The sequence below is a fragment of the Pseudoclavibacter helvolus genome (genome assembly GCF_049707175.1).
Taxonomy (GTDB): domain Bacteria; phylum Actinomycetota; class Actinomycetes; order Actinomycetales; family Microbacteriaceae; genus Pseudoclavibacter; species Pseudoclavibacter helvolus_A.
In genome coordinates, this window is sequence record NZ_JBNAFM010000024.1 from 1 (window position 1) to 25804 (window position 25804).

22 protein-coding genes are annotated in these 25804 nt (G+C 68.6%); 11 read left to right on the forward strand and 11 right to left on the reverse strand.

Annotated elements, in window-relative coordinates; all coding sequences use genetic code 11:
- Window positions 1-213: 213 nt before the first annotated feature.
- On the reverse strand, window positions 214-2556 hold the full coding sequence (purL, locus tag ACPYN9_RS15625) for a phosphoribosylformylglycinamidine synthase subunit PurL (protein WP_424467524.1): 2343 nt from the start codon (window positions 2554-2556) through the stop codon (window positions 214-216).
- 123 nt (window positions 2557-2679) lie between these two features.
- Entirely contained in the window at window positions 2680-3489 is an 810-nt protein-coding gene (locus ACPYN9_RS15630; protein ID WP_424467526.1) for a DeoR/GlpR family DNA-binding transcription regulator, read from the reverse strand.
- Between the two features lie 64 nt (window positions 3490-3553).
- Between ACPYN9_RS15630 and galT the strand changes: the two genes are divergently transcribed.
- Together galT and galK are read left to right on the forward strand one after the other, a co-directional pair.
- Entirely contained in the window at window positions 3554-4684 is a 1131-nt protein-coding gene (galT, locus tag ACPYN9_RS15635; RefSeq protein ID WP_424467528.1) for a galactose-1-phosphate uridylyltransferase, read from the forward strand.
- Window positions 4681-5844 carry a galactokinase gene (gene galK, locus ACPYN9_RS15640; protein WP_424467530.1) on the forward strand — a complete coding sequence of 388 codons (1164 nt, stop codon included), beginning with the start codon at window positions 4681-4683 and terminating at the stop codon, window positions 5842-5844. The genes galT and galK overlap by 4 nt, the downstream gene beginning before the upstream one ends.
- Window positions 5845-5877: 33 nt before the next feature.
- Here the strand turns inward: galK and ACPYN9_RS15645 are convergent, their stop codons facing one another.
- The gene (locus ACPYN9_RS15645) at window positions 5878-6393 is read right to left on the reverse strand and encodes a GyrI-like domain-containing protein (protein ID WP_424467532.1); all 516 of its coding nucleotides are present in this window, start codon (window positions 6391-6393) and stop codon (window positions 5878-5880) included.
- A 224-nt stretch (window positions 6394-6617) separates the two neighbouring features.
- On the opposite strand from ACPYN9_RS15645, the gene ACPYN9_RS15650 reads away from it, so the two are divergent.
- Both ACPYN9_RS15650 and thrC read left to right on the forward strand, forming a co-directional pair.
- The gene (locus ACPYN9_RS15650) at window positions 6618-8120 is read left to right on the forward strand and encodes an amino acid permease (protein ID WP_424467534.1); all 1503 of its coding nucleotides are present in this window, start codon (window positions 6618-6620) and stop codon (window positions 8118-8120) included.
- A 62-nt stretch (window positions 8121-8182) separates the two neighbouring features.
- Window positions 8183-9607: a threonine synthase gene (gene thrC / locus ACPYN9_RS15655; protein ID WP_424467536.1), complete on the forward strand. Its 1425-nt coding sequence runs from the start codon at window positions 8183-8185 to the stop codon at window positions 9605-9607.
- A gap of 172 nt (window positions 9608-9779) precedes the next feature.
- On the opposite strand, the gene ACPYN9_RS15660 is transcribed toward thrC, so the two are convergent.
- The 3 genes from ACPYN9_RS15660 to ACPYN9_RS15670 all read right to left on the reverse strand — a co-directional run bounded on the left by ACPYN9_RS15660 (window position 9780) and on the right by ACPYN9_RS15670 (window position 12974).
- On the reverse strand, window positions 9780-10352 hold the full coding sequence (locus tag ACPYN9_RS15660) for a YdeI/OmpD-associated family protein (protein ID WP_424467538.1): 573 nt from the start codon (window positions 10350-10352) through the stop codon (window positions 9780-9782).
- A gap of 189 nt (window positions 10353-10541) precedes the next feature.
- Window positions 10542-11843 carry an Nramp family divalent metal transporter gene (locus tag ACPYN9_RS15665; protein WP_424467540.1) on the reverse strand — a complete coding sequence of 434 codons (1302 nt, stop codon included), beginning with the start codon at window positions 11841-11843 and terminating at the stop codon, window positions 10542-10544.
- Window positions 11844-12038: 195 nt separating this feature from the next.
- The gene (locus tag ACPYN9_RS15670; protein ID WP_424467542.1) at window positions 12039-12974 is read right to left on the reverse strand and encodes a dihydrodipicolinate synthase family protein; all 936 of its coding nucleotides are present in this window, start codon (window positions 12972-12974) and stop codon (window positions 12039-12041) included.
- A 177-nt stretch (window positions 12975-13151) separates the two neighbouring features.
- On the opposite strand from ACPYN9_RS15670, the gene ACPYN9_RS15675 reads away from it, so the two are divergent.
- Complete coding sequence (locus ACPYN9_RS15675; protein ID WP_424467544.1) at window positions 13152-14195, forward strand: LacI family DNA-binding transcriptional regulator; 1044 nt, start codon at window positions 13152-13154, stop codon at window positions 14193-14195.
- Between the two features lie 152 nt (window positions 14196-14347).
- Here ACPYN9_RS15675 and ACPYN9_RS15680 read toward each other — a convergent pair whose 3' ends face one another.
- Window positions 14348-14902, reverse strand: a complete 555-nt coding sequence (locus ACPYN9_RS15680) for a TetR/AcrR family transcriptional regulator (RefSeq protein ID WP_424467546.1) — start codon at window positions 14900-14902, stop codon at window positions 14348-14350.
- A gap of 54 nt (window positions 14903-14956) precedes the next feature.
- Here ACPYN9_RS15680 and ACPYN9_RS15685 point away from each other — a divergent pair, with 54 nt between their 5' ends.
- Window positions 14957-16477, forward strand: coding sequence for an MFS transporter (locus tag ACPYN9_RS15685; RefSeq protein ID WP_424467548.1), 1521 nt, complete (start codon window positions 14957-14959; stop codon window positions 16475-16477).
- A gap of 205 nt (window positions 16478-16682) precedes the next feature.
- Complete coding sequence (locus ACPYN9_RS15690) at window positions 16683-17711, forward strand: ATP-dependent 6-phosphofructokinase (RefSeq protein WP_424467550.1); 1029 nt, start codon at window positions 16683-16685, stop codon at window positions 17709-17711.
- A gap of 94 nt (window positions 17712-17805) precedes the next feature.
- On the opposite strand, the gene ACPYN9_RS15695 is transcribed toward ACPYN9_RS15690, so the two are convergent.
- From ACPYN9_RS15695 to purS, 3 genes are read right to left on the reverse strand one after another with little or no spacing between them, the layout of a single operon-like run.
- Complete coding sequence (locus tag ACPYN9_RS15695; protein ID WP_424467552.1) at window positions 17806-18315, reverse strand: DUF3817 domain-containing protein; 510 nt, start codon at window positions 18313-18315, stop codon at window positions 17806-17808.
- Window positions 18316-18346: 31 nt separating this feature from the next.
- Window positions 18347-19051, reverse strand: coding sequence for a phosphoribosylformylglycinamidine synthase subunit PurQ (gene purQ, locus ACPYN9_RS15700; protein ID WP_424467554.1), 705 nt, complete (start codon window positions 19049-19051; stop codon window positions 18347-18349).
- Window positions 19048-19413: a phosphoribosylformylglycinamidine synthase subunit PurS gene (gene purS / locus ACPYN9_RS15705; RefSeq protein WP_424467556.1), complete on the reverse strand. Its 366-nt coding sequence runs from the start codon at window positions 19411-19413 to the stop codon at window positions 19048-19050. The genes purQ and purS overlap by 4 nt, the downstream gene beginning before the upstream one ends.
- Window positions 19414-19577: 164 nt before the next feature.
- Between purS and ACPYN9_RS15710 the strand changes: the two genes are divergently transcribed.
- The 3 genes from ACPYN9_RS15710 to ACPYN9_RS15720 all read left to right on the forward strand — a co-directional run bounded on the left by ACPYN9_RS15710 (window position 19578) and on the right by ACPYN9_RS15720 (window position 23185).
- Window positions 19578-20981 carry an AI-2E family transporter gene (locus tag ACPYN9_RS15710; protein WP_424467558.1) on the forward strand — a complete coding sequence of 468 codons (1404 nt, stop codon included), beginning with the start codon at window positions 19578-19580 and terminating at the stop codon, window positions 20979-20981.
- Window positions 20981-21832: a hypothetical protein gene (locus ACPYN9_RS15715; protein WP_424467560.1), complete on the forward strand. Its 852-nt coding sequence runs from the start codon at window positions 20981-20983 to the stop codon at window positions 21830-21832. The genes ACPYN9_RS15710 and ACPYN9_RS15715 overlap by 1 nt, the downstream gene beginning before the upstream one ends.
- Window positions 21833-22072: 240 nt before the next feature.
- Window positions 22073-23185 (forward strand): transaldolase family protein, encoded by a 1113-nt coding sequence (locus ACPYN9_RS15720; protein ID WP_424467562.1) that lies wholly within the window; start codon window positions 22073-22075, stop codon window positions 23183-23185.
- Between the two features lie 202 nt (window positions 23186-23387).
- On the opposite strand, the gene ACPYN9_RS15725 is transcribed toward ACPYN9_RS15720, so the two are convergent.
- Complete coding sequence (locus ACPYN9_RS15725) at window positions 23388-24062, reverse strand: TetR/AcrR family transcriptional regulator (protein ID WP_424467564.1); 675 nt, start codon at window positions 24060-24062, stop codon at window positions 23388-23390.
- 92 nt (window positions 24063-24154) lie between these two features.
- Here ACPYN9_RS15725 and ACPYN9_RS15730 point away from each other — a divergent pair, with 92 nt between their 5' ends.
- On the forward strand, window positions 24155-25639 hold the full coding sequence (locus ACPYN9_RS15730) for an MFS transporter (RefSeq protein ID WP_424467566.1): 1485 nt from the start codon (window positions 24155-24157) through the stop codon (window positions 25637-25639).
- Window positions 25640-25804: the final 165 nt, after the last annotated feature.

Sequence of the window (25804 nt, forward strand, 5' to 3'; positions counted from 1 at the left end):
GGGGGGGCGCGGGGCGGGGGGGGGGGGGGGGGGGGGGGGGGGGCGGCCGCCCCCCCCCCCCCCCCCCCCGCCCCCGGCGGGGGGGGGGGGGGGGGCGGGGGCGGGGGGGGGGGGCGGGGGGGGCGGCGGGCGGGCCGCCCCCCCCCCCCCCCCCCCCCCCCACAACCCCACCCCGAGACTCAAGAGCGGCGGCCGGCGACTAGATCGAGGCCGCTACAGGACAGCGGTGATTGGCGCCGAGTTTGGCCCGACCACGTCGCCGAAGCGCTTCGGCAGCGTCGCGCCGCGCGCCTCGGAGAGCTCGGCGAGCGTGAACTCGAAGAGCCCCTGCACTTCGAGCTTCGCGTCGGGTCCGGTGCCGTCGCTCACGCCGACGCGCGTGACGGGGAAGTCGCGCGCCTCGCACATGGCCTGGAAGCGAACGTCATCGTCGTGCGGGACGGAGACGAGGATGCGCCCCGCCGACTCGCTGAACAGTGCGGTAGCCGCATCCACCCCCTCCTTGTGCATGAGGCCGTCGAGGACAATGCGGGCTCCGACGCCGAAGCGCGTCGAGGACTCGACAATCGCGGCCGCGAGGCCACCCTCGGACAGGTCGTGTGCCGAGGTGAGGAGTCCCTGGTGAGCGGCGCCGATGACGAGGTCTGCGAGCGCCTTCTCGCGCTCGAGGTTCACCTGCGGGGGGAGGCCGCCGAGGTGGCCGTGCACGACGTCCGCCCAGACGGAGCCGGAGAGCTCTTCGAGCGTGGTGCCGAGGAGGTAGAGGTTGTCGCCCTCCTCCTGCCAGCCCGATGGCACGCGGCGGGCGACGTCGTCGATGAGGCCGAGCACCGCGACGACGGGCGTCGGGTGGATGGGCACGTCGCCGGTCTGGTTGTAGAACGACACGTTGCCGCCCGTGACGGGGATGCCGAGCTCGAGGCAGCCGTCCGCGAGGCCTTCCACGGCCTTCGAGAACTGCCACATGACCTCGGGGTTCTCAGGGCTGCCGAAGTTGAGGCAGTCAGAGACGGCTGCGGGGCGCGCGCCGGTGGCTGCGACGTTCCGGTAGGCCTCAGCGAGCGCGAGCTTGGCGCCCGCGGCGGGGTCGAGCTGCGCGTAACGGCCGTTGGCGTCGAGGCTGATCGCGAAGCCGAGGCCCGACTCCTCGTCGATACGCACCATGCCCGCGTCTTCCGGCGTACCGAAGGCGGTGTTGCCGAGCACGTAGCGGTCGTACTGCTGCGTGATCCACTCGGGGTTGGCGAGGTTCGCCGACGAGATGAGCGCGAGCACCTGCTCACGGAGCTCCTCGCCCGACTGCGGGCGGGGGAGTGCGGATGCGGAGTCGGCCTGCAGCGCGTCGATCCAGGTCGGGTACGCGACGGGCCGGTCGTAGACGGGGCCGTCGATCGCGACGGTGCGCGGGTCGACGTTCACGATCTCCACGCCGCGCCAGTTGATGACCAGGCGGCCCGTGTCGGTGACCTCGCCGAGCACGCTCGTCTCGACGTCCCACTTGTCGACGATCGCCATGAACGCGTCGAGCTTGTCGGGGTGCACGACCGCCATCATGCGCTCCTGGCTCTCCGACATGAGGATCTCTTCTGCCGTGAGGTTCGGGTCGCGCAGCAGCACCTTGTCGAGCTCGATGTACATGCCGCCGTCGCCGGCCGCCGCGAGCTCGCTCGTCGCGCAGGAGATGCCGGCAGCGCCCAGGTCCTGGATGCCCTCGACGACCTTCTCGCGGAACAGCTCGAGGCAGCACTCGATGAGCACCTTCTCGGCGAACGGGTCGCCGACCTGCACGGCGGGCCGCTTTGTGGGGCCCTTCTCGTCGAACGAGTCGGAGGCGAGGATGGATGCGCCGCCGATGCCGTCGCCGCCCGTGCGCGCGCCGAAGAGCACGACCTTGTTGCCCGCGCCGCGCGCGTTCGCGAGGTGCAGGTCTTCGTGGCGGAGCACGCCGACCGCCAGCGCGTTGACGAGTGGGTTCGCCTGGTAGACGCCGTCGAACCACGTCTCGCCGCCGATGTTGGGCAGGCCCAGGCAGTTGCCGTAGAAGGAGATGCCGCTCGTGACGCCGTGCACGACGCGCGCCGTGTCGGCCTCGTCGATGTCGCCGAAACGCAGCGCATCCATCACGGCGACGGGCCGGGCGCCCATTGAGATGATGTCGCGCACGATGCCGCCGACGCCGGTCGCCGCGCCCTGGAACGGCTCGATGTAGGAGGGGTGGTTGTGCGATTCGACCTTGAAGGTCACCGCCCAGCCCTCGCCCGCGTCGATGACGCCGGCGTTCTCGCCCATGCCGACCATGAGGTTCTTCTTCATCTCGTCCGAGACCTTCTGGCCGAACTGGCGCAGGTAGTTCTTCGAAGACTTGTAGGAGCAGTGCTCCGACCACATGACCGAGTACATGGCGAGCTCACCCGAGGTGGGCCGGCGGCCGAGAATCTCGCGGATCTTGTCGTACTCGTCCGGCTTCAACCCGAGGGCGCCGTACGGCTGCTCCTTCTCGGGGGTCGCCTTCGCGTTGTCGACGGTATCCGGAACGTGGGTGGTCTGGCTGCTCACTGGCGAGGCTCCTTCTGGCGGCGCGATGCGGAGAAGTCGGGGCGTGTCCGCACCGCACGAGTCTACGGCGTTCGCGGGTGCCCGCGCGAAGGGCTGTGGATGCGCGTGGGCGGGCCGGCGCGGTCAGACCAGGCGCACGTCGCAGCCGGCCGCGCGCAGCGTCTCGACTTCGCCGGCATTGGCTTCGGCCCCGGTGATGACGCTCTCGAACTTGTCGAGGCCGCCGATGACGCCGACGTGGGCGCGGCCCAGCTTGCTCGCGTCGGCGACGACCACCGCTCGGTCTGCCGTGTGGAGCATCGCTCGCTTCAGCTCGGATTCGGGCAGGTTCACGTTGGTCACCCCCGCGCCGACCTGCACGCCCGTGCAGCCGATGATCGCGAGGTCGGTGTGGATGCGCTCGAGCATGGCGGAGGCGTAGGGCGCGACGAGCGAGTGCTGCAGCGGGCGGAGAGTGCCGCCGGTGACGACGACCGTGAAGCGCGGGATGGCCGACTCCAGGGCCAGCGCGATCGAGAGGCCGTTCGTGATGATGACCACGTCGTCGAGGTCTTCGCGTGCGAGCAGGGCTTCGGCGACCGCCGTCGTGGTCGTGCCGACGTCGAGGAGCACGCTCGACCCGCTCGTCACGAGCGCGGCCGCTGCGATTCCGATGCGGCGCTTCTCGTCGGCCGCGCTCTGCCGTGCGGTCTCGAAGGAGGTTTCGATGCCCGCGGGGCCGCGTCCGAAGATCGCGCCGCCGTGCACGCGACCGAGGATGCCCTCGCGTTCGAGCGCGGTGAGGTCGGAGCGCACGGTGACCTCGGAGACGCGGAGCTCTCTGCTGAGGTCCGTGACCCTGGCGAAGCCACGACGCTTCACGAGCTCGACAAGGTCCGCCCTGCGGGCGGCTGCGGGGCCGTCTGGCGTCGTCTCGGTGTTTACCACGGTCACATCTTACGCCTTCGTAAGACAGATTGCGCTTGACTTTCGAAAACGAAAGTGGCGTAATCGGAGCGTGCACTCCCTCACGAACAACATCGTCAAGCGCCAGACGCTGCTCTCCGACGGTCGCGAGCTCATCTACTTCGACGACGCCGACACGACGCTCGACCCGGAGCGCGCCCTCGACAGCCGCGTGCCCGCCGACCGGCCGCCGGTGGCCGAGATGCGCCAGGACCCGCTCACCGGCGAGTGGATCTCCATCGCCGCCGCACGCCAGAACCGCGTCATGCTGCCGCCGAAGCACCTCGACCCGCTCGCCCCGTCGTCGCCCGCGAACCTCACCGAGGTGCCGAGCAACTACGACGTCGCCGTCTTCGAGAACAAGTCGCCGTCGTTCGGCCCGACCCTCGCCGACGAGGACGTCGACGCTGCGGCGCAGCTGAAGGAGCTCGCCTCCGTCGGCCTCGGCCGCACGAAACCGTCCGTCGGCCGCTGCGAGGTCGTGTGCTTCAGCCCCGAGTCGGAGGGCTCGTTCGCGTCGCTGTCTCTCTCCCGTGCCCGCACGGTCGTCGAGGCCTGGGCCGACCGCACCGCGGCGCTCTCGCAGCTGCCCGGCGTGCAGCAGGTCTTCCCCTTCGAGAATCGGGGCAAGGACATCGGGGTGACGCTGCACCACCCGCACGGCCAGATCTACTCCTACCCGTACATCACGCCCCGCACGGCCGCGCTCATCCGCTCGGTCGAGCAGTATGGGCCCGCCCTGTTCCAGGACATCCTCGACTTCGAGCAGGCCTCCGACCGCGTCCTGATCCGCGGCGAGCACGTCACGTTCTTCGTGCCGTTCGCCGCGCGTTGGCCGCTCGAGGTGCACATGCTGCCGCACCGCCACGTCGCCGACCTGGCCGAGACGACGCCGGAGGAGCGCGACGAGATCGCCCGCGAGTACCGCCGCGTGCTGCGCGCCATCGACGCGATCTACGACACCCCGACCCCCTACATCGCCGCCTGGCACCAGGCGCCGGTGAACCGGCACCGAGAGGACATCAGGCTCATGCTGCAGATCACCTCGCCTCGTCGCGCCGCCGACAAGCTGAAGTTCCTCGCCGGCTCGGAGTCGGCCATGGGCGCCTTCATCGGCGACGTCCCGCCGGAGGCCACGGCCGAGCTGCTGCGCGCGGCCCTCGCGAAGGTGGATGCGGCATGACCCGGCCCGAGCTCACGGCTGCCGCCTCGGACGCGTTCGCGCGCATCCACGGCGGGTCGCCCGCTGGCCTCTGGTCGTCGCCTGGCCGCGTGAACCTCATCGGCGAGCACACCGACTACAACGAAGGCTTCGTGTTCCCGTTCGCGATCGACCGGCACACGGTGGTCGCCGCCAGGCTGCGCGACGACCGGCTCGTCCGCGTCTCGAGCGGCCTGCGCGACGGCGTCGAGGAGATCGCGATCGACGACCTGGCACCGGATGTGCTCGGCGGCTGGTCCGCGTACGCGCTCGGGGTCATCTGGGCCGCCGGCCGGCTTGGCGCGGACCTCAGCGAGGTGCGCGGGCTCGACCTGCACGTCGAGTCGGACGTGCCGCTCGGGGCCGGGCTCTCCTCATCCGCCGCGCTCGAGGGCGCCGTGGCCGTGGCCATCGATGAACTGTGGAGCCTGGGGCTCGACCGGCGGACGCTCGCCCGCATCGGGCGCCTCGCCGAGAACGAGGCCGTCGGCGCGCCGACCGGCATCATGGACCAGTCGGCGGTGCTGCTCGGACAGCGCGACGCCGGTGTGCTGCTTGACTGCCGCTCGCTCGAATCAACGATCGTGCCGCTCTCGTTTGAGGCGCAGGGCCTCGCGGTGCTCGTCATCGACACTCGGGTCGAGCATGCGCACGCCAACGGCGGCTACGCCGACCGCCGCGCGTCGTGCGAGCGGGGTGCTGCAGGTCTCGGCGTCTCATCGCTGCGCGACGTGAGCGTCGACGACCTCGAGCGGGCCCGGCAGGTGCTCGACGAAGAGACGTACCGCCGCGTGCGCCACATCGTCACCGAGAACGCGAGGGTGCTCGCCGTCGTGGATGCGCTCCGCGAGAGCGGTCCGCGCAGCATCGGCCCGCTGCTCGCCGAGTCGCACGCATCGATGCGCGACGATTTCGAGATCTCCGTGCCCGAGCTCGACCTCGCTGTATCGACGGCCGTCGCTGCAGGGGCCATCGGCTCGCGCATGACGGGCGGCGGATTCGGGGGAGCGGCGATCGCGCTCGTGGAACGCGACGATCTCGCATCCATTTCGCGCAGCATCCACGACGCGTTCGCCGCTGCCGGCTTCGCGGAGCCCGTGACCTTTGAGGTGCTCCCCTCGCAGGGGGCCGGCCGGGCCTGACGCCCGCGCCGCCCCGGGGCGCCCGCCCGCGCGCTACTGGCGCGGGGCGAGCGAGACGATGAGGTCGGTGCGCAGGTCGTCCGGGTTCATGTCGGGGCTCGGCTCGGTCACGTAGATCTCGACCATGGAACCGGGGCCATCGCCGGAGTCGAGGACATCCTGGATCAGGCGCCCCCACGCGTCGCCGAGACCGTCGAACGAGCCGAGGTGTGAGGCGCCTGCTGCAGGGCCAGCGGGCAGCGTCGAGTTCTGGATCGTGATGTCGCCCACGATCGTCTTCTCGCGGATGGGCTCGGTGACGGGGAAGCCGATCTCGACGTCGAAAGTCTGCGACGGGTCGCCGTGGTACACGGCGAGCGCCGGCCCTGCGGGGTGCACCTTGTCGGCACCGATCGCGGCGCCCATCGCCTGGAAGGTCGTGTCGAAGAGCGTGCGCAGGTCACCCATGGTGACGTTGTCGTAGCGGGCCACGGCGAGCGGCACGGCGGTCAGGTCGAAGCGCTCGACGCCCTGGCGGGGCGATTCCGGCAGCGGCAGTGTCTCTGGCATGGTGTCCTCCTCGACGCCCCACTCAAGCGGGGCAAATGCTTGACGCCAACCTAGGGCAACGTGCCATGCGCGCGCGGACGTTTCGGGGTGTTCTCGGCATTTTCTGGCCTACGGCGGGCGTCTCCCGTGTCCGTGGGAGGCGCTACGATTCCGCAGGTGGCGCGCCGGCGCAGAAGACGGTCGGGTGGATGCGCCGCCCGAGCCACGAGGAACGCGTACTGCGAATGAAGACGGTCGAGACGAACGGCATCGACACCGAGGCGACGCGTCGGCGACCCCTGGCCCGCGCGCTGACGGCGAGGCACATCCGCTTCATGGCGCTCGGTTCGGCCATCGGGACTGGCCTTTTCTACGGTTCGTCCGCGGCGATTCAGGCCGCCGGCCCCGCCGTGCTGCTGGCCTACATGATCGCGGGCGCCGCCGTCTTCATGGTGATGCGCGCCCTCGGCGAGATGACGGTGCGGCACCCCGTGACGGGGTCGTTCGGGCAGTTCGCGAACCGCTACCTCGGTGCGCGCTGGGGCTTCATCACCGGCTGGACGTACGCGTTCGAGATGATCGTCGTCGCGATCGCCGACGTCACCGCGTTCGGCGTGTACATGGGCTTCTGGTACCCGGACGTGGCGCGCTGGGTGTGGATCGTCGCCGTCATCCTCTTCATCACCGCCATCAACCTGCTCGGGGTGCGGGCCTTCGGCGAGCTCGAGTTCTGGCTCGCCCTCGTGAAGGTCACGGCGATCATCGCCATGATCGCTGGCGGCATCGCGATCATCGTCTTCGGGTTCAGCAACCAGTCACCGGACGCGTCCGGCATCGGGGCGCTCTTCAACCCGGCGACGGGCGGCTTCTTCCCCATGGGCATCGAGGGCCTCATCGCGTCCTTCGCGATCGTGGTCTTCGCGTTCGGCGGCATCGAGATCATCGGCATCACGGCGGGCGAGGCGCAGGACCCGAAGCGCGTCATCCCGAAGGCCATCAACAGCGTGCCGCTGCGCATCCTCCTCTTCTACGTGGGCGCGCTCGCGGTCATCATGATGCTCGCGCCGTGGAACACGATCACGGGCGACGCGAGCCCGTTTGTCTCGATCTTCGACGGCCTCGGTATCCCCGCAGCCCCGCACATCCTGAACTTCGTCGTCATCACGGCCGCGCTCTCCGCCATCAACTCGGACGTGTTCGGCGCGGGCCGCATGATCTTCGGCCTCGCCGAGCAGGGGCAGGCGCCGCGCGTGTTCCTGCGGGTCTCGCGGAACGGCGTGCCGTGGGCGACCGTTGCGCTCATGGTCGCGGCGCTCGCGGTCGGCGCGTGGATGAACGCCGTGATCCCCGAGGACGTGTTCCTCGTGATCGCGTCCATCGCGACCTTCGCGACCGTGTGGGTGTGGATCATGATCGTCTGCTCGCACATCGCGATGAAGCGCGACATCGCACGCGGCGGGCGCAGCGCATCCGAGTTCCCCGTGCCACTGTGGCCATACGCGTCGTGGGCGACGCTCGGGTTCCTGGTGTTTGTGCTCGGCGTGCTCGGCTGGTTCGAAAACACGCGAGTCGCGCTCATCGTCGGCGCCGTGTGGCTGGCCCTGCTGCTCGTCGCCTACCAGTTCGCAGTCGGGGCGGCCGGCAAGCGGCGCGCTGACCTGGTCGACGAGACCGGCGCGCTGCGGGTGCAATCGCGGCAGCGCACGCCCGAGCGGTCGCAGGAAGTCAAGGGCACCTCGCGCGACTAACCCGCCCCGATACGATGGGGGCGCACATTCCCGGCGAAACACGACGACTGAGGCGAGCGAACTTGCAATACATCTCTACCCGTGGCGGCACGCTCGGTTCCTACTCCGACGTTCTTCTCGAAGGCCTCGCCCCGAACGGCGGGCTTGCGGTGCCAGAGGTACTGCCCCGCATCACGAGCGAAGACCTCGAGAGCTGGCGCTCGCTCGACTACGCCGGTCTCGCAACCGCGGTGCTCGGCCTCTTCGCGACCGACATCCCGCGCGAAGACCTCGAGCAGCTCACCGCGCACGCGTACGGCGAGGGCCGGTTCGTGTCCGACGACGTCGTGCCGCTCCAGAAGCTGGATGCGCAGCTCACGCTCGTCGGCCTGTCCGAGGGCCCGACCCTCGCGTTCAAGGACATGGCGATGCAGTACCTCGGGCAGACGCTCGACTACGTGCTCGGAAAGCGCGACCTCGTGCTCAACGTGCTCGGTGCGACGTCCGGCGACACCGGCTCGGCCGCGGAGCACGCGCTGCGCGGGCGCGAGCGCGTCTCCGTCTTCATGCTCTCGCCGCAGGGGCGCATGAGCGCGTTCCAGCGCGCGCAGATGTACTCGCTGCAGGACGAGAACGTGCACAACATCGCGGTCAAGGGCGTCTTCGACGACTGCCAGAACCTCGTCAAGCGCCTCGCGGAAGACATCGACTTCAAGCGCGCGAACAACCTCGGCGCCGTGAACTCCATCAACTTCGGCCGCATCTCGGCCCAGATCGCCTACTACGTGTGGGCGTGGCTGCGGGCCACCGACGAGCTGTCGGCGGATGAGCGCGACGGCTTCGAGGTCTCGTTCGCGGTGCCGTCCGGCAACTTCGGCAACATCCTCTCGGGCCTGTACGGGAAGCTCATGGGCCTGCCCGTGCGCAAGCTCGTGCTCGCCGTCAACGAGAACAACGTGCTCGACGAGTTCTTCCGCACGGGGTTCTACCGCCCGCGCAACGCCGAGAACACGCTCGCCACGTCGAGCCCGTCGATGGATGTGTCGCGCGCGTCGAACCTCGAGCGCTTCGTGTTCGAGCTCCTCGGCCGCGACGGCGGACGCACGGCTGAAGCGTGGCGCGAGCTCGCCGAGACCGGTCAGATTGACCTGTCCGAGGCACAGCACACCTTCGAGCCGCTGTTCGGCATCGTCAGCGGCACCAGCACGCACGCCGACCGCCTCGCGACGATCCGCGCCGTGCACGACGCATCCGGAGTCACGATCGACCCGCACACCGCCGACGGCGTGAAAGTTGCGCGCGAGCACCTCGAGGACGGCGTGCCGATGCTCGTGCTCGAGACGGCAAAGCCGCAGAAGTTCGCCGACACGATCTCCGAGGCCCTCGGCTCGCCGGTCGAGGTCGACGCGGAGACGCAGGAGCTCCTCGACGCCCCGCAGCGGGTTGTCGAGCTCGACGACGACGAGCAGGCGCTGCGCGCGTTCATCTCGGAGCGCGTGCTGCGCTGACCCGTACGGGTGGGCTCCCTCGCCGGGAGCATCCACTCGCCCGCCCTGCGCCAGCGGTACACCTACGAAACGTGCATGCTCCCGCCGCCGGGAGCATGCACGTTTCGTGTGTTTGTGCCAACGCGCCAAGGTGCCGAGGCAGCGAGGCAGCGACTGCGCGAAGCGTAGGTGCCTACTTGTAGTGGTGCTCGCCCCGGGCGGCCTTCTCGACGACGTCCCGGATGCGCGCGGCACGAATCGCGGGCGTCTTGATGTTCGAGATGCGGAAGATGACCTGAAAGCGCTCCTGCTTCTTCATCACCTCGAAGAAAGCGAGCGCAGCGGGGTTCGCGTCGAGCGCGATCTGCAGGTCTGCGGGTACCTCTGCGCCCTTGACCCGGTAGGCCGCATCCCAGCGACCGTCGGCCTTCGCGCGCTCGACCTCGGCGAGCCCACCGGGCCGCATCCGCCCCTCTTCGATGAGGCGCCCGACGTGCCCGACGTTGATCTTCGACCAAGGGCTGTTCTTTCGCCGCGGCGTGAAGGCCTGCAGCATGTAGTCGTCGTCGAATCGCGCGGACTGCCCGTCGATCCACCCGTAGCAGAGGGCCACGTCGAGGGCTTCCTGCCAGGTGATGCCCGGCGCCTTCGAGAGCTTCTTGCGCAGCTTCAGCCGCACGCCGCCGTCGTCTGGACCCGACTCGAGGAACGCCTCCCACTCCTCGATCGTGAAGTCGTGGACGGGTTTGTCGGCAAAGCTCACCATGCGGTCATCCTAGGAGGCGACCGGGCCTGCCGGCGCTGCCCAGTCGGAGTGCAAATTCGGCCCCGACGGCGCCAAGACGCACGAATTACACCGATATCGCACTGTCATTGGACAGGGCCCGCGCTCAGCAGCTGAGCACGGGCCCTGTGGATGGCCAGGTCGCGGGGCAGGACGCCGCGGAAGCGAAAGCTACCCGGCGATGAAGCTGGTCAGCAGCCGCACCGAGAGAGCGAGCACGGAGACGAGGCCGATGATGCCGAGCGCGTTCTGCCACCACTTGTTGCGCATCTCGCCCATGAGCGAGCGACGGTTGGCCATGATGATGATGAGCGCGGCCAGGATGGGCGCGACCAGGATCGTGAGCGCCTGGGCGAGCACGATGAGCTCCACCGGCGACGTCTGGAAGAGCAGCGTCACTCCGAGGCCGAACGCGAGGATGAACCCGCTCGTGAGGCGCGCGGTCAGGGTGTTGGCGGATGCGCCGCGACCGAACGCATCCGACAGCATCGTTCCGCCCGCGATCGCGTTGGGGATCATCGACGAGAACGCGGCGCCGAAGAACCCGAGGGCGAAGATGAACCCGCCGACGGGGCCCGCCAAGGGCTCGAAGATCGCGGCGAGGCCCGTGATGGAGGTGGCCGTCTCGCCGGTGCGTCCGAGCGCGCCGGCGGCGACGATGATGACGAGCCCCGTCATGATGCCGGGCGCGATGATGCCTGGGATGGTGTCGACGAGGGTGACGTCGCGGTAGTCCTCTTCGGTGCGGCCGCGCTCTTTCGTGCCGTAGGAGGCGTAGAAGGCGGCGTTGATCGAGAAGTTCGTGCCGACGAGCGCCACGATGAGCAGCCAGGAGCCCTCGGGTGCGGTGGGGATGAGGCCGCGGCCGGCCGCCGCCCAGTCGGGGTTCACGACAAACGCGCTCACGACGAAGCAGATCGCCATGAGGGCGACGATGCCGATGAGCACCTTCTCGACGACGTTGTAGATGCTGCGGATGAACAGCACCGCGGCGACCCCGAGCGTGCAGATGAGGGTCCACATGACCGGCGAGGAGCCGTCGATGAGCATCGACAGGCCCAGGCCGGAGCCGACGGCGTTGCCGACCGAGAAGCAGAGCGTGATGAGGAAGACGCCAACACCGGCGACGACGCCGAGCGGCTTGCCGAGGTGCTCCTTGATGGAGGCGATGAGCGAGATCGGCGACTTGATGCCGAGGCGCACGCTCATGTCGGTGAGGAAGATCATGAGGATCGTCGAGACCGCGATGACCCAGATGAGCGCGTACTGGTAGTTGCTTCCCGCCTGCACGGCGGTCGTGAGGTTACCCGGCCCGAACTGCCAGGCGCCCGCGACGAACGCGGGTCCGATGAGGGTGAGCTGCTGCCAGAAGCGGCGGCGAGTGCGGCTGGATTCGACGATCGTGCGGACTGCTTCGGTCGAGATGCGCGCGTGGTCGGTGCCCGGCGTCGAGTGGAGGCGGGTGTCGCCCATGGGGGTCTCCTTCGTGGAGTGCGGCTGTGCGGATGCGTGGCATCCGGCCGCGAAGTCGTCATTGACTTGGGGGTCGCGCGGGTTGCGGGAACCGGCGCTTCCAGTGCCGCCCCGGGGGCGGCGTGTGTCGTCGATCGTCGTGCAGTCGACGTCAAGCGTAGGGGGCAGCGACCCTGTTGTCGCTGCCCCTCCTTGCTAGGAGGCGACCGTCACGCGGTCGAGCCCTGCGATGGTGAATGCCTCCGCGATCTCGCGGTCTGCGCCGTCGGCGAGCGGCAGCAGCGGGGTGCGAACGGTGGCGTGGTCGAGGATGCCGCGGTGCACGAGGCCCCACTTGAGTGCGACCGTGCCCTCCATGTGGGAGCCGCGGTGGTACACGTTCTTGGTGACGGGCAGGAGGCGCTCGTGGATTTCGTGCGCCCGGTCGTAGTCGTGCGCCTTGCCCGCTTCGATGAGCTCGACGAGCGCCTCGGGGGCGATGTTGCCGTAGCCGACGAGCAGTCCGTCGACGTCGAACATCGTGGGCAGCAGGTACTCGTCGTGGCAGGAGAGGATCTGCAGCTCGGGGTAGGCGGCGCGCAGCGCAGGGATCTCGGTGTACCAGCGGCGCATGTTGCGCACGCCGTTCTTCGTCGCGAAGACGCCCTCTTGACCTGCGATCTCGAGCTGGGTGTCGAGGTTGTAGGTGGCTTTCGTGTTGTCGGGGTACTGGAAGAGGATCAGCGGCAGGCCGCTCTCCTCGTAGATGTCGCGGTAGCGGGTCTGCGGTGCGCCGTCCTGGTACCCGAAGCGCAGCCATCCGTGGGACGGGTAGACGAGACCGGCGGATGCGCCCGCATCCACTGCCCGCTGGGCTTCCTCGGCGGCGACGTCGTTGCCCTCCTGGGTGATGCCGGCGACGATCGGGATGCGGGAGTCGACCGACTCGCGGAAGGCGGTGATGACCTTCGCCTGCTCGGTCTGGGTGAGGAACGTGCCCTCGCCGGCGTGGCCGAGGACGACGAGGCTCTTGACGCCGTCGACGGAGCCGAGCCAGGAGCCGAGGCGCTGGATTGCGTCGTAGTCAACGGCGCCGTCTTCGGTGAAGGGAGTGACGGGGGCGGGGGAGAGGCCGCGGAGATCGATCGACATCTTGTCTTCCTTTGCTCATCGTTGAGGTGGTGGGTCCCGGGCGTTCGCTGATTTTTGTTGTGATGCAAACGTTTGCGGGAACGATTGCAAGTCTTGATGCAAACGTTCCCGATGTCAACCCCCGAAGTCTGAGATTCCTGCCGATCGGCGCGCGCCACGCGAGATACACTCCTCCGCATGAGGCGAAACGACAGTGCTGTGGCCCCTGGAACGGGCGAGCGCAGAGTCGTGACCCTCAAGCAGGTAGCAGCCGAGGCCGGCGTCAGCATCTCGACGGTCAGCCGCATCCTCGACGAGCGCGCCACACAATCGCAATCGGCCACCGCCGTGCGGGTGCGCGAGATCGCGAACGAGCTCGGCTACCGGCGCAACGTCTTTGCGTCCCAGCTGCGCCGCGGCTCCACGAGTACGATCGGCGTGCTCGTGCCTCGCCTCAGCGACACCGTCATGGCCCTCATGTACGAGGCCATCGAGCGCGCCGCCGCCGCCCGCGGCTACGTCGCCGTCGTCGCGACCACCGGGGACGACGCCGAAGGTGAGCAGCGCGCCGCACAGGTGCTGCTCGACCGCAACGTGGACGCGCTCATCATCGCTTCGTCGCGCCGCGTCGACAGCTTCCCGCAGTCGCTCCAGGAATCGGGCATCCCACTCGCCCTCGTCCTCCGCACCGACGGCGTCAGCCCCTCCTCGCTCGGCGACGACGAAGTCGGCGGCTACCTCGCCGTGCGCCACCTCATCGACCTCGGGCACCGCGACATCGCTCTCGTGACCGGCCCCGACTTCACCTCGAGTGCGCGGGACCGCCTCGCAGGCGCGCTGCGGGCAGCCCGAGAGGCTGGCATCGAGATCCCGGAGCACCGCATCGCGGGCGACGGGTTCCGCATCGAACACGGCGCCGCCGCGACCGAGCGCATCCTCGCCGCCACCGACGAGCCACCCACCGCCATCTTCGCCGCCAACGACAACCTCGCCCTCGGCGTCATGGCCGCGTCCCACCGCAGCGGGCTGCAGATCGGCACCGACCTCGCGCTCGTCGGCTACAACGACGTGCCCCTCGCCGAGGCGCTGCCCGTGCCGCTCACCTCGGTGCGCACCTCGTTCGACCAGATCGCCACGACCGCGCTCGAGCTACTGCTCACGCCCGGATCCGGGCCCGTCATCCGCCGCGCGATGCCGACGCTCATTCCGCGCGCCTCGAGCTGTCCGCCGCCGCGGCGCTGAAACAGCCACCTAGGGTCGGCTCGCCGCGGCGCTGGCCGTCCACTGTCAGTGCAAAAACCGGGGTCTCTGGCACTCGGGGCGTCATTCGGGCGTGTATTGCATTGTGATTGGTCAGGGGTTGGCCCGAGGTGGGCGCAAGCCGTCGACTGCGATTACTCGTCGAGCAGGTCGAGCAGTGTCTGGATGATCGCCTCGCGCTCCGCGTCGCTCGGCAGGAGCTTCGCGGCCTCCGGGAGGCTCTGGCGCGACTCGGTGACGAACGACGTGGAGTGGTAGAGCCCGTCGCCGAGCAGCTTCGTCATGTGCGCGACGAGCGGGCTGCCGGTCGAGTCGAGGATCGCGTCGTGCCAGGAGCGTTCCAGTTCGAGCATCGCGCGGGTCGCGCTCTGGTTGCCGTTGCGGGAGAGGTTCATGACGGCGAGCCAGGAGGTGTCGAGCTCGTCGCCGACCGAGCTGCTCATCTCGATGAAGCGCCGCACCGTGGTGGCTGCGTCTCCCTGCAGCTGGTCCGCGCTGGCCCTGGCCATGCCCGTGAATCGGGCGATGAGCGCATCCGCCAGCGCCTCCTTGGAGGGGAAGTGGTAGATGAGTCCGCCCTTGGAGACGCCCGCGATGCGGGCGACGGCGTCGAGTGTCGTTGCGGCAACGCCCACGGTCGTCAGTGACTCCTCGTAGGCGTCGAGGATCTTCTCTCGTGCGGAACTCATGCGCGCCATCCTACAGTTGCCAACTGTACCGGCTGGTCGGTATAGTCCTTGCTCATGACCACACTGATCGAACAGCGCGCAGGCCGGAAGGAATGGCTCGGCCTCGCGGTGCTGATGCTCCCCGTCCTCCTCGTGTCGATCGACAACACGGTCCTGAGCTTCGCCCTCCCGTACATCGCGCTCGACCTCTCGCCGAGCGCCGCGATGCAGCTCTGGATTATCGACATCTACCCGCTGGTGCTCGCAGGCCTCCTCGTCACGATGGGGTCGTTCGGCGACCGCATCGGCCGCCGCAAGCTTCTGCTCATCGGCTCCACAGGCTTCGCGCTCGTCTCGGTGCTCGCGGCGTTCTCCGTCTCCGCGGAGATGCTCCTGCTCTCGCGCCTGCTGCTCGGCGTCTTCGGTGCCATGATCATGCCCTGCACGCTCTCGCTGCTCCGCGGCATGTTCCATGACCGCGCGCAGCGCCGCCTCGCCATCGCGATCTGGGCGACGGGATTCTCGGCGGGCACGGCCATCGGGCCGATCGTCGGTGGGGTGCTCCTCGAGCACTTCCACTGGGGGTCCGTCTTCCTCATCGCGGTGCCGTTCCTGCTGCCGCTCCTGATCTTCGCTCCGCTCCTCGTCACCGAGTCGCGCGACCCGAACCCCGGCCCCATCGACGTGCCGGCGATCCTGCTCTCGATGGCGGCGCTCGCGCCCGTCGTCTTCGCCATCAAGCACACGGCGACCGACGGCATCGACCTCATCTCGGTCGGCGCGCTGCTCGTCGGCGTCCTGTCCGGCTGGCTGTTCGTGCGCCGCCTGTTGGCGCAAGAGAATCCGATCCTCGACATGCGACTCTTCGCCGTCCCCGCCTTCACTGGCTCGGTGCTCGTGAACCTGGTCAGCGTCATCGCCCTCGTCGGGCTGCTGTTCTTCCTCTCGCAGCACCTGCAGCTCATCCTCGGCCTCACGCCGCTGGAAGCGGGCCTCATGCTGCTGCCCGGAACCGTCATGATGATCGTCGCGGGCCTCGTGATCGTGCGGGTCGTCCGCCGCGTCAAGGTGCACGTCGCGATGGCCTTCGGCCTGGGGCTCGCGTTTGTCGCCTACCTCTCGCTCGCGATCACGGGCGGCTCGGCACCGTTGTGGATGCTCGTGGCCGCGTTCACGCTGCTCGCCGCCGGAATCGCCATCGCCGAGACGCTCTCGAACGACGTCATCATCGCGAGTGTGCCGCCGGCGAAGGCCGGTGCGGCCTCGGCCGTCTCCGAGACGGCGTACGAGGTCGGCGCAGTGCTCGGCACGAGCGTGCTCGGTGGCGTGCTGACCGCGAGCTATCGCTCCGGCATGGTCGTGCCCGAGGGAGCGAGCGCTGAACAGGCGCACGCTGCCCGAGAGACGCTCGCGGGTGCTGTGAACGTCTCGAACGAGCTCGAGGCCAGCGGGCAAACGGTGCAGGCTCAGACGCTGCTCGACTCTGCGTTCCACGCGTTCGACGCGGGGAGCACCGTGACGTCGGCCGTCGGCGCCGTGCTCATGGTCGGCGCGATCATCCTCGCGCTTCGCATGGTCGGCAAGGCCACGGCGTAAGCCAGCGCCGCCGCGCGCCCGACCGGCGGCCACCGCCGTCCGACGGGCTCCAGAAATCGCGCGAGACACCCGGACCCGGTACTGTCGCTGTCGAGCCGTCTTCCAACGCAGGAATCCGCTTCTGCATCGAATCCGTTCCCGCAGTGGGTGGGCTACTCGACCGTGATGGCTGTTTGCGTGTATTGCCACACCCTGAGGAGAACGAATGAAGATCGGACTGCTGACCAGCGGCGGCGACTGCCCCGGACTCAACGCTGTCATTCGCGGCAGTGTGCTCCACGGCATCAAGACCTATGACCACGAGTTCGTGGGGTTCCGTGACGGCTGGCGTGGTGTCATTGATGGCGACATCATGGACCTTCCTCGTACCAAGGTCCGCGGTCTTGCGAAGCAGGGTGGAACGATCCTCGGCACCTCCCGCACGAACCCGTTTGACGGCCCGAACGGCGGACCGGAGAACATCGCAGTCATGCTCGAGCGCCACTCGGTGGATGCGCTCATCGCGATCGGCGGCGAAGGCACGCTGGCCGGCGCCAAGCGCCTGGCCGATGCGGGCATCCCCGTCGTCGGTGTGCCGAAGACCATCGACAACGACCTCCAGGCCACCGACTACACGTTCGGCTTCGACACGGCGGTGCAGATCGCGACCGATGCGATGGACCGCCTTCGCACGACGGGCGAGTCGCACCACCGTGTGATGGTGGCTGAGGTCATGGGCCGCCACGTCGGCTGGATCGCGTTGCACTCGGGTATGGCCGCTGGCGCGCACGCCGTGCTCATCCCCGAGCAGAAGGTCGCCATGACGCAGGTTGCCGAGTGGGTGACCGAGGTGCACCAGCGTGGGCGTTCGCCGCTCGTCGTGGTGGCTGAGGGCTTCATTCCCGAAGGTATGGATGAGGTGCTGTCGCAGGGCACCGAGGTCTCCGGCCGCCCGCTGCTCGGTGGCGTCGGTGACTACGTCACGGCTGAGCTCGAGAAGCTCACCGGCATCGAGACCCGCAATACGACGCTCGGCCACATCCAGCGCGGCGGCGCTCCGACCGGCTACGACCGTGTTCTCGCGACCCGGTTCGGTCAGTACGCGGTCGACATGGTCAACGCGAAGCAGTGGGGCAACATGGTCGCGCTGCGCGGTACTGAAATGCAGACGGTCGCGTTCGAGGAAGCGCTCGACGGTCTCAAGACCGTTCCGCAGGACCGCTGGGACCAGGCGAAGATCTTCTTCGGCCGCTAGGCCGCAGGGTCGCTGACCCGAGACACGCGAAGAGGGCGGATGCACGTGCATCCGCCCTCTTCGTTGCGTTCTGGAAGTGTGCTGCTTCGCCTGCTCAGTGGTTGCCGATCGGCGCGACCAGGGCCCCGCTGAGGGAGCCGGTCAGGATGACGACGGCGAGCACGACGACGGCGACGGTCATCGTGATGGGCCGGTCGACGAACCAGCGCACGACGCGCTGCAGCGAGAAGCCCTTCGCGGGCGCCTCGCGCCAGCCGCCTTCAAGGCTGCCGCGGCGTTCCGCCCACCAGTCGTAGACGAGGGTCGCGAACGGCGGGATGGCCGCGAACCAGCCGAGCCCGAACATCCACCACGGCCATCGCTGGTTGATGCCGACGAACGCCGTGACGACCAGGTAGACCATGAACATGGCGCCGTGCAGCGAGCCGCCGACGGACACGAGGAGGTCGGTGGTCTGCGTGACGTACTTGAGGAACATGCCGATCAGCAGCAGGGCCCACGTGATGGCCTCGCCGATGGACACGGCGCGCAGCAGGATGCGCGGTGTGAGGCGGCGGTCGTCGGCGGGTGCCTGCTGCTGCGGGGTGATGGTGCTCTGCGTCATCTGCGTGCCAACCTGGTCGGGTCGCGAGAGGTCAGACGCGCGCGAGCAGCGCCTCGACGGCGCTGCGGAAGATGGGGAGCCCGTCGAGGCCCGAGGCCATGTGGGTTGCCGTGTCTGGCCCGAAGCCGAGCTCGACGGCGTGCTCGGGGTGCGGCATGAGGCCGACCACGTTGCCGCGTTCGTTGGTGAGGCCGGCGATGTCGTTGCGTGAGCCGTTCGGGTTGACGTCGACGTAGCGGAACGCGACCTGGCCTTCGCCTTCGATGCGCGCGAGCGTCTCGTCGTCGGCGATGAAACCGCCTTCGCCGTTCTTCAACGGGATGGTGATCTCGGCGTTCTTCTCGTAGGCGTTGGTCCAGACGGTGTCGTTGTTCTCGACGCGCAACACCTGGTCGCGGCAGACGAACTTGCCGTGGTCGTTGCGGATGAGCCCACCGGGCAGGAGGTGCGCTTCGGTCAGCATCTGGAAGCCGTTGCAGATGCCGAGCACCGGCAGGCCCGCGTTGGCTGCCGAGATGACTTCGGCCATGATCGGCGAGTGGCTTGCGATGGCGCCGGCGCGCAGGTAGTCGCCGTAGCTGAAGCCGCCGGGGAGGATGATGGCGTCGACGCCGTGCAGATCGTGCTCGCCGTGCCAGAGCGCGACGGCTTCGCCGCCTGCGAGGCGGACTGCCCGCTGGGCGTCGCGGTCGTCGAGCGACCCGGGGAAGGTGATGACCCCGACGCGGGGGCTCATGAAGCGGTGCCCTTCGACTGCACCTCGGCCGCGATGACGGATGCGAGGGAGGCTTCGGTGTCTGCGGTTGCGACGTCGTCGCTCTCGTCGGCGTCGTCCGCGGACTCGGTGCCGTCGGGGAGCACGTCGATAGAGATGACGTCTTCGATGACGCCGTTGGCGAGCAGCTCGTCGGCGACGTGCGAGATCTCTTCCATGAGCTCAGCAGTGACGTCGCGGTCGGTGGTGATCTCGAAGCGCTTTCCGACGCGCACGTCGTGCAGGTGGTCCTTGCCGAGGCGAGAGAGCGCGCCGGCGACGGCCTTGCCCTGCGGGTCGAGGAGTTCCTGCTTTGGCATGACGATGACGACGATCTTGGGCATCGGGAGCGGCTCCGATCGGTGGAGGAAAGAGACGCCCCCAGCTTACCGTCAGCCGCAGACCTGCGAGGCTCGTCCAGAATGTCGGTGCACACGCATAGCCTTGACCCACATTCGCGGCCGCGGGCATCCCCGTCGGCCGCCCCGCTGACCTCCCAGGAGCATCCATGCGCGACAAGCTCAAGCGCCTCTTCGGCGGCGACAAGCCGGCGGCTCGCCCTGCGTTGCCGGCGCCATCCGCGAACTCGGTCGCAGCGCAGCTCGCGGCCCAAGCAGCGTCGTCCGTCGAGCACGTCGACGCTCCCGCCCGAGACGAGGTCATGGTGGGCGGCAACGCGGTGCAGGCCTACGCTCCGGACGACGGTGAGGGTCGCGGCCGCCGCCCCACGAGCGTCGGTGTGATGTGGACAGACCAGCTCGGCCGAGTGGCGACTCGCGCGTTGCAGGGCCTGGTCATCGTCGCCGCGGCCACGCTGCTCATTTTCGCGGGCTTGCAGGTCACCATCGTCGTCATCCCCGTACTACTCGCGCTCATCGTCTCGGCTGCGGCCTGGCCGATCATCAAGTTCCTCACGTCGAAGAAGTGGCCGCCGGCCCTCGCGACCGTGACGGTACTGCTCGCGATCGTCGTCTTCCTCGGTGGTGCGCTCACGACCGTCGTGCTGCTCGTGCGCAACCAGTGGGGTGAGTTGTCTGACCAGGCGGTCCAGGGGTTCAACCAGGCCATCGACTGGGTCAACGCGACGTTCCCCATCACGATCAATCAGGACCAGATCAACGAGTGGATCGGCCAGGCGCAGGACTTCATCTTCACGAGCCAGTTCGGCAACGCCGCCGCGAGCGGCCTCACCGCTGGCATCTCCGGCGTCACGACCTTCATCACGAGCGGTGTGCTGTTCGTCGTCATCCTGTTCTTCTTCATGAAAGACGGGCCGCTCATCTGGGGCTTCCTGACGAAGCCGCTCAAGGGCGCGAACAAGCGCCGCGCCCGGCTCATGGGGTCCCGTGCGGTTGAGGTCATGGGCGGCTACGTGCGAGGAACCGTGATCGTCGCGCTCGTGGATGCGGTCTTCATCGGCATCGGGCTTGCGATCGTTGGCGTGCCGCTCGCGTTCCCGCTCGCCGTGCTGGTGTTCATCCTCGCGTTCATCCCGATTGTGGGTGCAACGTTGGCCGGTGTGCTCGCCGCCCTCGTCGCCCTGGTCACGAACGGGCTCGTTCCAGCGATCGTGGTCGTCGGTATCGTCGTGCTCGTCAACCAGCTCGAGGGCAACTTCCTGCAGCCCGTCGTGCTGGGGAAGTCGCTCAAGCTGCACGAGCTCGTCGTGCTCATCGCGCTGACCGTCGGCACGATCCTGGGCGGCATCATCGGCACGCTCCTCGCCGTGCCCGTCGCGGCCGTCAGCTGGGCCCTCATCCGCGCCTGGTACGAGCCCCTCGAGAAGCTCCAGGAGGACGAGGCGGCACCGGACGACATGCGAACGCGGCTGCCGTGGCGCAAGGACCTCGGTGAGGACGACGCTGCGGCTGCCGCTGGAGCCGGCGCCAAGGGCTCGAACATCGACGTCTGATGTGGGGGCAGCTGACCCGGGGTATCCGGGAGAAGGGCATCCTCGCCGAGCTCAGCACGGCGGGTATCGCCGTCGCGGTGCTCGTCGGGGTCTGGACGCTGTACACGATCGCCGACATCACGCAGTTCCCGTACGACGCATCCACTTGGTCGTACGTGGGGATGGGTGCTCCCGCGCTCCTGGGGATCTGGCTGATCGTGGAGCTGCTCGGGAATCCCGACTCCGATGAGCGCCCACTCCTCGGGCGATTCGTGGTGCGCACGATGGCCGTCGGTCCGCTGCTCTTCACGGCTGCATGGTTCCTCGGGTCGCTGCTCCTCCTCGTCCTCACGCTCACCGGCGGCATCGTCCCGGAACTCAACGAGACGGACGGCCCGATTGCCGAGGTGCTGCTCAACGCGTTCCTGACCTGGCTCCTCGGCATCGCCGCGGTGCTCTGCGGGGCGCTCGTCGGGCTCGTCTTCATCGTGCTGCCGGTCATCTCGTGGCGCGACCCCGCGCGCGCGGCCGAGCTCAACGCGGAGGAGGCTCCCAAGGGCAGCCTTGCGAAGGCCAGGTTCTCGCGCATGAGTTTCTCGATCATGCTCATGCTGATCTTCCTCGCGCCTGCGCTCTGGGTCGCGGGCGAGGGCAATGCGAGGGCCAACAGTGCGCCCGAGGCGTTCGTGAACGTCTGGCGCGCCGTGGTCGAGTTCGAGCCGTCCTGGTGGGACCGCTACGTGTACGACATCCTCTGGGTCCTTGGAATGCTCAGCGCGGCGTTGCTCGTCGTCGTCTTCGTGGCCGTCATCCGGATGCAGCGGCCGAAGAAGGGCATGTCGCGGAGAGAGCGCGCGACCTACCGCGGCTGACCGTTCCCCTCGGGGCGCCCCGACGCGTGGGTCTTGACGTGGCTCGCTCAACCCTGTTGCACGCAAACGCTGTTGTGATAATGTCAGGACATATGCGGCAGGTGGGTGGTCGCTGGCCTGGGCTCGATGACGAGTCTGTTGTCGGCTCCGGCCCGCGAGGCTTGGCGTCCCAGAAATCGGGATGCGTGGCTGCCGCGGAACCGGCGAACCCGGCCATCAGCCACCGATGAGGAGAACAGCATGACCCTGCTCGAGACAGCGCCTTCCAACGACAACGGCGCCCCTGCCCCGAAGCTCGCGCCACTCGCGTGGGCGGCCCAGAACACCAAGACCGCGCTCTGGAACGACTCGGCGGACCCCGAAGAGCTCACGAAGTCGATCGAGTTCGGCGCCGTCGGCGCGACCTGCAACCCGGTCATCGCCTTCACTGCGATCAAGAAGCGCCCGGATGTGTGGGGCCCGCGCATCAAGGAGATCGCCGCGCAGAACCCCACCTGGGGTGAGTCGGAGATCGGCTGGCAGGCAGTACGTGACCTGTCGATCGAGGCGGCGCGGCTGCTCGAGCCTGAATTCGAGCGCAGTGGCGGCCGCAACGGTCGCCTCTCCATCCAGACCGACCCGCGCCTGCACCGCGACGCCGCGGCTCTCACCGAGCAGGCGGTCGAGTTCTCGAAGCTCGCGAAAAACATCATCGTGAAGATCCCCGCGACGAAGACGGGCATTGAAGCCATGGAGGAGGCCGCCTACCGCGGCGTCAGCATCAACGCGACCCTCAGCTTCACCGTGCCGCAGGCCGTCGCCGTCGGGGCTGCGCTCGAGCGCGCCCTCGACCGACGTGCCGCGGATGGCCTCCCCGAGCAGGAGTTCGGCCACGTTGTCACGATCATGGGCGGTCGCCTCGACGACTGGCTCAAGAAGTGGACGACCGCGAACCGCATCCTCGTCACCCCTGGCATCCTCGAGTGGGCGGGCGTCGCCGCGCTCAAGCGGGCGCACGCCGTGTTCCAGGAGCGCGGCTACCGCAGCCGCGTGCTGTCGGCGGCGTTCCGCAACCAGCTGCAGTGGTCCGAGCTCGTCGGAGGCGACATCGTCGTCTCGCCGCCGTTCGACTGGCAGGCGCGCATCAACGAGAACGCCATCCCGGTCTCCGAGCGCATCCACGTGCCCGTCGACGCCGCGATCCTCGAAGAGCTCGGCACGCTCAGCGAGTTCCGCCGTGCCTACGAGGTCGACGGCATGACGCCAGAGAAGTTCGAGGACTTCGGGGCGGCACGCAACACGCTGCGCCAGTTCCTCGACGCGGATGCGCAGCTCGACGCACTCGTACGCGACATCCTGGTGCCGGCCGCGTAGCCGCATCCGCGGTTCATCCGCACCCTGAGCTGAGCACGGCCGCGCCGCGTCGCGACACCCGGAGGGGCCGGGCTCATGCGTTCAACTGCTCAATCAGCTGGACGACAACGGGGGAGGGTCCGTAGTTTTCTCGCGAGGAAAGCCGACGGGCCCTCCCCTTCTGCGCGCCCGCACGCATCCACGCATCCGCAGAAGTGCCTGGTCAGCGCGTGGGAGCGCCTCGGCGGGCCGCCGGCAGCACGACGTTGTCGATGATGCCGACGAGGAACTCCCGATCGGGTGACTTGCGCAGGATCAGCGTGCGGAACGCGGCCATGGCTGGCGCGATCATGCTGAGCGTGTCGAGGTCGAGGTCGGCCGCGATCTCGCCGCGGTCGACCGCGCGCTGGAAGATGACCCGGTTCGCCGCGGCACGGGGCGCGACGATCGCTTCCTGCGCGGCCGCGGCCATCTCGGGGTCGCGCGAGATCATCGAGACGACGCCCGTCATGACGTTGAGCTTGCGCTCGGCATCGGCGATGTTCGGCGGCTTGACCATGGCGACGAGGTCACCTCGCAGAGTGCCTGTGTCTGGGAGGGCATCGAGGTCCAGGTCTCTCGATTTCATGCATGCGACGGCGTCGAGTACCAAATCTGACTTAGACGCCCAGCGCCGGTAAAGCGTGGCTTTGCCTGCTTTCGCCCGGGTCGCGACCATGTCGATCGTCATGCCGTCGTAGCCCGTCTCGGCGAGCACGTCCAGTGCGGCGTCGAGGATGTCGTTGTCGCGCGTGTGGTCGCGCTTGCGCCCGAGTCGTGGCTTCGCGGATGCGTCGGGCGTCTCGGGTGGGGTCGCCGTTGCTTCGGGGGAGCTCGCGGCGAGGTTGGCCTGCGTCATTGAAACCGCCTCTCGTCGTCACACAGAGTAGCTGCGCACATTGCGGAACTCAGTGTATCCGAAACTGGCCAGTCTCGTATATGTTGATGCGCATGCCTGAAACCTCAACACTTGCGCCGGACCGGCGCCGTTGGCTGACGCTCGTCGTCGTCGGCCTCGCTCAGCTGATGGTCGTGCTCGATGCGACCGTCGTCAATATCGCCCTCCCGTCCGCCCAGGCTGACCTCGGCTTCTCCGACGGTCAACGCCAGTGGATCGTCACCGCGTACTCGCTCGCCTTCGGAAGCCTCCTGCTCCTCGGTGGACGCCTCTCCGACCTCCTGGGGCGCAAGCGCACGTTTGTTATCGGCCTCATCGGTTTCGCCGTCGCCTCCGCCCTCGGTGGCGCGGCGCCGTCCTTCGAGCTGCTCGTCGCGGCACGCGCCCTCCAGGGCGTCTTCGGCGCACTGCTCGCCCCAACCGCGCTCGCCGTGCTCACGACGACGTTCACGATTCCGAAGGAGCGCGCCCGAGCCTTTGGCGTCTTCGGAGCGATCGCTGGCGCCGGAGGAGCCGTCGGTCTTCTGCTCGGAGGCGTGCTCACCGAAGCTTTCGACTGGCGTTGGAACCTCTACATCAACGTGGTCATCGCGGCCGTCGCCCTCGTCGGCGCCTTCGTGTTCGTACCGTCGATCGCCCGCACGGGTGCGCGTCCCAAGCTCGACATCCCGGGAACCCTGCTCGTCTCCGCCGGCCTCTTCGCCCTCGTCTACGGGTTCTCGCACGCCGAGACTGACGGCTGGGATTCCCCGCTCACGTGGGGCATGCTCGCCGGCGCCGTGGTCTTCCTCGCCGCGTTCGTCTTCTGGCAGACCCGAGCCGGGCATCCGCTGCTTCCGCTGCACATCGTGCGCGACCGCAACCGCGGCGCCGCCTACCTGTCGGTCATGATTGCCGGCGCGGGCATGTTCGGCATCTTCCTCTTCGTCACCTACTACCTGCAGCTCACGCTCGGCTACTCGCCGATCCAGACGGGCCTCGCGTTCCTGCCGATGATCGCGATGCTGGTGCTGGCCGCGCAGCTCGGCACGAACATCTTCGTGCCCCGCTTCGGGCCGAAGCTCCTGGTTCCGATCGGCATGACGATCGCCGCGACCGGAATGGTGTGGTTGACGTTCCTCGACGCCGCGAGCACGTACGCGGGGCAGGTCATGCCTCCGCTTATGCTGATCGGCTTCGCGATGGGCACGATCATGCCCGCATCGATGCAGACCGCGACCCTCGGCGTTGACCGCGAGTTCGCGGGCGTCGCGTCGGCGATGGTCAACACGAGCCAGCAGGTGGGTGGTTCGGTGGGCACCGCGCTCCTCAACACGATTGCCGCGACCGCCGCGACCGACTACCTGCTCGAGCACGGTCGGGATGCGGTCGGCGACGCCATGATCGCCAGCTATGCGGCCGCCTACTGGTGGGGCGCCGGGTTCTTCGCCGTCGGCGCCGTGGTCTCGGCGCTGCTCTTCCGCCGCCGAAACCAGGGGCTGTCACTCAGCCGTGAGATCCAGGACGAGGGCGCAGCCGAGCCGGTGCTCGCGCACTGACAGCAGTGAACCGGATGCGCCGCGCGCGCATCGGGAACGTACGAGAGAGGCACCCGCCTCGACCCACCCAGTCACACGGCTAGGCGGGAACGCGGCGGGTGCCTCTCCGCCTTTGTGCTGAGTTCGAGTACTGGGAGGCTCGGCCGAGCCTCCCAGTCGCCTACT